We start from the raw sequence: 6,972 nt of genomic DNA, 5'->3' as shown, positions 1-6,972 counted from the left end.
GTGACCGGCGCAGCGCCGCCCTGGCGCTCGCGCACATAGAAGCCGGAGCCGCGCCGCGATTCCAGAAAACCCTGGGCGACGAGGCGCTCGTACGCTTCGACCACCGTGAAGCGCGACACGCCCTTGTCGAGCGCGAGCTTGCGGATCGACGGCATGCGCATGCCGGGACGGAACACGCGCTCCTCGATGCGGCGCCGCGCCCACTGGACGAGCTGTTCGACCAGCGTCAGCGACGCGGTGTCGTGCGGGGCGGGAATCTGGGCAAGCGGGACGGACATGACGGGCTCCAACTGTACCGAAAAGTATCGCGTCGATTGTACCGTTACTGTGCAGGTCACGGCCGTTACATTTCAATCCAGCGAAGGATGGTGACGCAATGCAAAACCATCCGCTCGGCCCGCCGATCCGGCAAACGGTTATGCTTACGGGCCCGGCAGCCCAGCCATTACGCATGGCGCGCAGCTGGCCTTTGCGCAGAACAGCGTTTTCCGTCGATCCGCCATGACAGCCCTGACAGCCCCATCGCTCATCAGTCTCGATCACCTCGTCGTCTCCGCGCGCACGCTGGACGAAGGCGTCCAGTACGTCGCCGATGCGCTCGGCGTCGCGCCGGCCGGCGGCGGCGCGCATCCGCTGATGCGGACCCACAATCGCCTGCTCGGCCTGTGGGGCGGCGTCTACCTGGAAGTGATCGCGATCGATCCGCGTGCCGCAGCCGACGCGACCGATGGCGCCGCGCCGCGCCCGCGTCTCTTCGCGCTCGACGACCCCGCGACGCAGGCGCGACTTGAAAACGGGCCGTATCTGTCGCATTGGGTCGCGCGCGTCGAGCGGCCGAAGCATCTGGCGACGTGGCAGGCGCAGTATCCGCAGCGCATCGCGCCGGTCGTGCCGATGACGCGCGGCGATTTCACGTGGGGCCTGACGGTGCCCGAGGACGGCTCGTTCCCCGCCTGGCAAGGCGCTGGCGACGGCGTGCTGCCCTCGCTGATCCAGTGGGACTCGACGCGGCATCCGTCGCAGTCGCTGGCGCCGACCAACCTCGCGCTGAAAGCGTTAAAAGCCGTGCATCCGCGGCCGGAGCTGATTGGCGAACAACTGCGCTGGCTCGGCGCAGCGCACCTCCTCGACGTCCAGCCTACCGACGGCGCCGCGGCGCTCGTCGCCGAATTTGAAACACCCGAGGGTCCGCGAACCCTCGGATAAGCAGCGCGTGATTGAGCAAACCCGGGCAACCCCGGGGGCAGCCCCAGCGGCAATGCTTGCCGAGTCGCGCGATAATTGAAGTTTTGACCGGTTCCAGAAATACCAGCAGAGGAGATCATGGACCAAAGCGACCTGAAAGCCCCGATGTGGCAATTGTCCGAACGCGCGCGCAAGCTCACCAGCTCCGCGATTCGCGAAATCCTGAAGGTCACGGAACGGCCCGAAGTCATCTCCTTCGCCGGCGGCCTGCCCTCGCCGGCCACCTTCCCGGCCGAGCGCATGCGCGAGGCATCCGACCGCATCCTGCGCGACAGGCCCGCCGCTGCGCTGCAGTACAGCGCGACCGAAGGCTATCTGCCGCTGCGGGAGTGGGTCGCGCAACGCTATTCGATCAACGGTGCGCAGATCCGCCCGTCGCAGGTGCTGATCACGACCGGCTCGCAACAGGCGCTCGACCTGCTCGGCAAGGTGCTGGTCTGTGTCGATAGCCCGGTGCTGGTCGAAACGCCGACCTACCTCGGCGCGCTGCAATCGTTCTCGATGTACGAGCCGCACTACGTGCAGGTGCCGACCGACGACCAGGGCCTGATCCCGGAAGGTCTGACGCCGGAACTGATCAAGGGCGCGCGTCTCTTGTACACCCAGCCGAATTTCCAGAATCCGACGGGCCGCCGCCTGCCGATCGAGCGCCGCCGCGCGCTCGCCGAGTTCGCGAAGAGCGCGCCGTTCCCGGTGATCGAGGACGACCCCTACGGCGCGCTCGATTATGCGGGCGAACCGCTGCCGACCATGCTATCGATGGCGCCCGATCACATCGTCTATCTGGGCTCGTTCTCGAAGGTGCTCGCGCCGGGTCTGCGCGTCGGCTTCATCATCGCGCCCGAGGAACTGATCTTCAAACTCGTGCAGGCCAAGCAGGCCACCGACCTGCACACGCCGAGCTTCACGCAGCGCATCGTGCACGAAGTGGTCAAGGACGGCTTCCTCGACACGCACGTGCCGACGATCCGCGAGCTGTATCGCAACCAGTGCGACGCGATGCTCACCGCGCTGGAACGCTATATGCCCGAAGGCGTCAGCTGGAACCGTCCGGAAGGCGGCATGTTTATCTGGGTCAATCTGCCGGCGGGCATCGACACGATGAAGCTGCTCGAAGAAGCGGTCGCGCAGAACGTCGCATTCGTGCCGGGCGCTCCGTTTTTCGCGAGCGAGGCGCAGCACAATACGCTGCGTCTGTCGTTCGTCACCGTGCCGCCCGCTAAAATCGACGAAGGCGTGGCGCGTCTCGGCGCACTCGTGCGCGCGAAAATTTAAACGGCGTTAGCCGCACTGCCACCGGGGCGAAGTTTGCACGCGCGTTGCGTGCGGACTTCGCCCCGCCTGCATTCATGCAATCTCACCGAAACGAGGACACGACATGGCTCAATCGAATGTGTACGACAAGCTCAAGGAACTCGGCATCGATCTGCCGGCAGCGGGTGCGCCGGCAGCGGCCTATGTGATGAGCGCGCAAAGCGGCAACACGGTGTACCTGTCGGGCCACATCGCGAAGAAGGACGGCAAGGTCTGGGTCGGCAAGCTCGGCGCGACTCTCTCCACCGACGAAGGCAAGGCCGCCGCGCGCTCGATCGCGATCGATCTGCTCGCCACCTTGCATGCGCACGTCGGCGACCTGAATCGCGTCACGCGCATCGTCAAGCTGATGAGCCTCGTGAACTCGACGCTCGAGTTCACCGAGCAGCATGTGGTCACGAACGGCGCGTCCGAGCTGATCGCCGACGTGTTCGGCGAGCGCGGCAAGCACGCGCGCTCGGCGTTCGGCGTTGCGCAGATTCCGCTCGGCGCGTGCGTCGAAATCGAACTGATCGCCGAGGTCGAATAAGCATCGAAACGATATGACGATGCAGGCGATGCCGCGTGAGATTCGCAACTAATTCACGCCGCATCGCGATGCGAACGCGCCGTCCGGTGTCACGCACCGGCGGCGCGTTATTGTTTTATGGCGACGGTGGATCGCTGCCGCGCAGCCGGATAGAATCCGCGAGATCCCTCAACGTCCATTGCGCCGGGGCCTGTCGATGTCTGCTCACACCGTTCGTTTCAAACAGGTCGACGTGTTTTCGTCGACACCGTTCAAGGGCAATCCGCTCGCCGTCGTGTTCGATGCCGACGCGCTCGATACCGCGCAGATGCAGGCCATCGCGCGCTGGACCAATCTGTCCGAAACCACCTTTCTGCTGAAACCGACCGATGCCGCCGCCGACTATCGCGTGCGCATCTTCACGACGGGCGGCGAGTTGCCGTTCGCCGGTCATCCGACGCTTGGCACCGCGCATGCTTTGCGCGAAAGCGGCTACCAGCCGAAGCAGGCCGGCAAGCTGATTCAGCAATGCGGCGTGGGTCTCGTCGAACTCGAAGCGCTCGATGGCGCCGACACGACGCACGGCGCATGGGCGTTCGCCGCGCCGCCCGCACGCGTGACGCCGCTCGCCGAGCATCGTTACGAGGCGCTGTCTACGGCTTTACGTAGTGAGGCGATCGACTTTACCGCGCCGCCATGCGCGGTGGATAACGGCGCGCCGTGGCTCGTCGTGCGGGTCGATTCGGCGCGCGACTGCCTCGCGCTCGAACCCGATGCGGCGGCGCTAGCCGAGCTCGTGCATTCGGTCGACACGCACGGCGTCGCCGTATACGGGCCGCACGATGCCGATGGTCCGGCAACGTTCGAAGTCCGTTGCCTGATGGCGGGCGGCGGCTTCGGCACCGGCGAAGATCCGGTGACCGGCAGCGCCAACGCCGCGCTCGCGGGCCTGCTGAGCCTGCAGCAACGTCGGCCCGGCACACGCTATACGGCGCGTCAGGGCACCGTGCTCGGGCGCGCGGGCGACGTGTCGGTCCACTATGACGATGCACGCGGCAAGATCTGGATCGGCGGGCCTGCGGTGACGATCATCGACGGCACGTGTCGGCTCGCATAAGCGGACCGCGGCCTCGCGCGCAAGGCACCGCGACACGCCGCATGTCGCCGCGTCACACCACAAAAAGCCGCAGCACTATGGCGCCGCCATACCTGGTTGTCCGAATTCATGGCGACTGGATGGCAAAACCCTTGCCAGATACCGGCCATGCAGCACTCGTGAACGGCGGGCCCGAGGCGCCCGCAGCGCCCGCGTATACCCCATGCCCGGACGCTTCCTTAATCGAGTCGCATTCAGTAATATCGAACGGTATATAGCGGTCGTATCCGATGACCTGTGGACGGTCAGGCGCGGCGCCACGCCCTCTCCTCCTGCGCAGCAGCTTTGGCACCTTGGTCACCATGCAGCCATCCATCTATTTCGCGCAGTCGATGCCCGTGCGTTTGCAAGCGACGCACCCCCGGCCAAGGGCCACGCGATGACTCAGTCCCGCTTCTCCGACCCGCGCGAAGCCATGCCGCGACGCGATCCGATGATCACGCGCCGGCGCGCGTTGCTCATCATTCCAGCGCTCGGCGTACTCGTATTGATCCTGCTGTGGACCGTGATCTTCGCGCGGCTATCGGTCGAGAAAGACGCGACGTATCGCGAAGCGATGGCGTCTTCCGCCATCCTTTCCTCGGCGCTCGAACAGCACACCATCAAGGCGATTCACCAGGTCGATCAGATTACGCGCTTCGTCAAGTACGAGTTCGAAAAGACGCCGAATCATTTCGATCTCGCGAGCACCGTCGAAAAAGGCGTCGTGCAAAGCGAAACGCTCGTGCAAGTGTCGCTGATCGACGAGCACGGCAGACTAATCGCCAACACGGCTGAACTGAATCCCGCTCACATCGACCTGTCCGACCGCGAACACTTCAAGGTCCACGAGCACGAGAACGACGACCAGCTATACATCAGCAAGCCGGTGCTCGGTCGCATCTCAGGTCACTGGACGCTGCAGATGACGCGGCGCCTGAATCATCCTGACGGCTCGTTCGCTGGCGTCGTCGTGGTGTCCGAAGACCCGAGCTACTTCACGTCGGACTTCTACAACAACGCGGCGATCGGCCGAGAAGGCGTGATCGCGGTGATCTCCGACAACGGCACCGTGCTCGCGCGCCGTACGGGCAACGCCAACAAAGCCAGCAGCACGTTCACCGCGAGCGGCACGTATCCGACTTCGGAGCACGTGTCGGGCACCTACGTCGATTCGATCGACAACGTCACGCGCATCGTGTCATACCGGCACATCGACGGCTATCCGCTCGGCGTGCTCGTCGGTCTTTCGCAGGGCGAAGAATTCGCGGACTACAACCACACGCGCAACGTCTATCTGTTGATGGCGGGCTTCATCTCGCTTGCGATGCTGAGCTTCTTCGGCGTCGCGACCGGCCTGATCGGCAAGCTGCTCGGCCGCGAGCGCGAGATGACCCACCTCGTCGAATACGACCTGTTGACCGGGCTGCGCAATCGCTACGCGACGCTGCAGGCGCTGCGCCACGACGTCGCGCAGCCGTTCAATCTCGGCCGCCTCGCGATTCTTTTCATCGACCTCGACAACTTCAAGACCGTCAACGACACGCTCGGCCACAACGCCGGCGACATCGTGCTGCAGATGACGGCCTCGCGCCTCGCGACCGCGATCGGCGACGAAGGCACGCTGAGCCGCATCGGCGGCGACGAGTTCGTCGTCGTGATCAAGGGCGACGATGTCGAGAAGCGCGCGGTCGCGCTCGCCGAAGCCGCCGGGGAAGTGTTCTCGAAGCCGTTCGACGTGCGCGGCAGTTCGTTCGTGCTGCATGCGAGCATCGGCATCGCGCTGTACTCGGTCGCCAACGAAAGCGAGATCGACCTGCTGAAGAAAGCCGACCTCGCGATGTACAGCGCGAAGGACGCCGGCAAGAACTGCTACCAGTTCTATTCGCCGCATCTGTCGCATCGCGCGGACCATTTGATGAAGTGGGAACAGCAGCTGCGCGTCGCGCTGGCCGAAGGGCAACTGTTCCTCGCGTATCAGCCGAAGATCGATCTCGCGCGTCGCTGCATCACCGGCTTCGAAGCGCTCGTGCGCTGGAACCATCCGCAGCACGGGTTGATTCCGGCCAACGAGTTCATCCCCGTGGCCGAGTCGACCGGGCTCATCGTGCCGATCGGCGACTTCGTGATCGAGACCGCATGCCGTCAGCTCGCGCAGTGGCAGCAGCAGGGCTACGACACGCTGTCGCTCGCGGTGAACATTTCGGCCGTGCAGTTCTGGCGCGGCGACCTGTTCGAAACGATCTCGCGCGCGATCGAGGAAACCGGCATCTCCGCGCGCCGCCTCGAACTCGAAATCACCGAAACGACGATGATGGAATTTCCGGAAGTCGTCTCCGAAAAAATCTTCGCGTTGAAGCGTCTCGGCGTACGCATCGCGCTCGACGATTTCGGCACCGGCTATTCATCGCTGTCCTATCTGAACCGCTTCGCCGTCGATACGCTGAAGGTGGACCGCTCGTTCGTCCAGGAGATTCCGGGCGACCGCAGCGTCTGCGTGATGGTCACCGCGATCGTCAACCTCGCGCGCTCGCTCGGGCTCACGGTAGTGGTCGAAGGCACGGAGACCGAAGAGCAGATTGCCTGGCTGGCCGCGCTCGGCCATATCGAGGCGCAGGGCTTCCTGTTCTCGCGTCCGGTGCCGGCAGAGGCGATTCCGGCGCTGCTCGAGCGCTTCGGGGTATGCGGCATGAACAGCACCAGCGGCCGCCGCGTCGCGCACGTAGCCGACAGCGCAAGCAGCGTATCCAGCACCAACAATTAAAGGACG

6 protein-coding genes are annotated in these 6,972 nt (G+C 64.8%); 5 read left to right on the top strand and 1 reads right to left on the bottom strand.

The features are described from left to right. A partial coding sequence (locus AB3X89_RS18785; RefSeq protein ID WP_368584603.1) for a GntR family transcriptional regulator occupies window positions 1–278 on the bottom strand: 278 nt, incomplete at its 3' end. Window positions 279–510: 232 nt separating this feature from the next. Here AB3X89_RS18785 and AB3X89_RS18780 point away from each other — a divergent pair. From AB3X89_RS18780 to AB3X89_RS18760, 5 genes are all read left to right on the top strand, one after another. Then, a complete protein-coding gene (locus AB3X89_RS18780) occupies window positions 511–1,206 on the top strand; it encodes a VOC family protein (RefSeq protein WP_368584611.1) in 696 nt (231 codons plus the stop codon). Window positions 1,207–1,323: 117 nt separating this feature from the next. Further along, the gene (locus AB3X89_RS18775; protein ID WP_368584602.1) at window positions 1,324–2,520 is read left to right on the top strand and encodes a PLP-dependent aminotransferase family protein; all 1,197 of its coding nucleotides are present in this window, start codon (window positions 1,324–1,326) and stop codon (window positions 2,518–2,520) included. A 103-nt stretch (window positions 2,521–2,623) separates the two neighbouring features. Then, a complete protein-coding gene (locus AB3X89_RS18770) occupies window positions 2,624–3,088 on the top strand; it encodes a RidA family protein (RefSeq protein ID WP_368584601.1) in 465 nt (154 codons plus the stop codon). A 196-nt stretch (window positions 3,089–3,284) separates the two neighbouring features. Next, the gene (locus tag AB3X89_RS18765) at window positions 3,285–4,184 is read left to right on the top strand and encodes a PhzF family phenazine biosynthesis protein (RefSeq protein WP_368584600.1); all 900 of its coding nucleotides are present in this window, start codon (window positions 3,285–3,287) and stop codon (window positions 4,182–4,184) included. Window positions 4,185–4,602: 418 nt separating this feature from the next. Then, complete coding sequence (locus AB3X89_RS18760) at window positions 4,603–6,966, top strand: EAL domain-containing protein (RefSeq protein WP_368584599.1); 2,364 nt, start codon at window positions 4,603–4,605, stop codon at window positions 6,964–6,966. Window positions 6,967–6,972: the final 6 nt, after the last annotated feature.

Source organism: Paraburkholderia sp. BR14320 (assembly GCF_040948665.1).
Classification (GTDB): Bacteria; Pseudomonadota; Gammaproteobacteria; order Burkholderiales; family Burkholderiaceae; genus Paraburkholderia; species Paraburkholderia youngii.
Note: the sequence above shows the minus strand (reverse complement) of the source record. Positions and strands in the feature narration are given on the sequence as shown.

Coding starts and splice junctions, on each gene's coding strand:
- AB3X89_RS18775 (WP_368584602.1), top strand. CDS start 1,324: ATGGACCAAAGCGACCTGAAAGCCCCGATGTGGCAATTGTCCGAACGC.
- AB3X89_RS18770 (WP_368584601.1), top strand. CDS start 2,624: ATGGCTCAATCGAATGTGTACGACAAGCTCAAGGAACTCGGCATCGAT.
- AB3X89_RS18765 (WP_368584600.1), top strand. CDS start 3,285: ATGTCTGCTCACACCGTTCGTTTCAAACAGGTCGACGTGTTTTCGTCG.
- AB3X89_RS18760 (WP_368584599.1), top strand. CDS start 4,603: ATGACTCAGTCCCGCTTCTCCGACCCGCGCGAAGCCATGCCGCGACGC.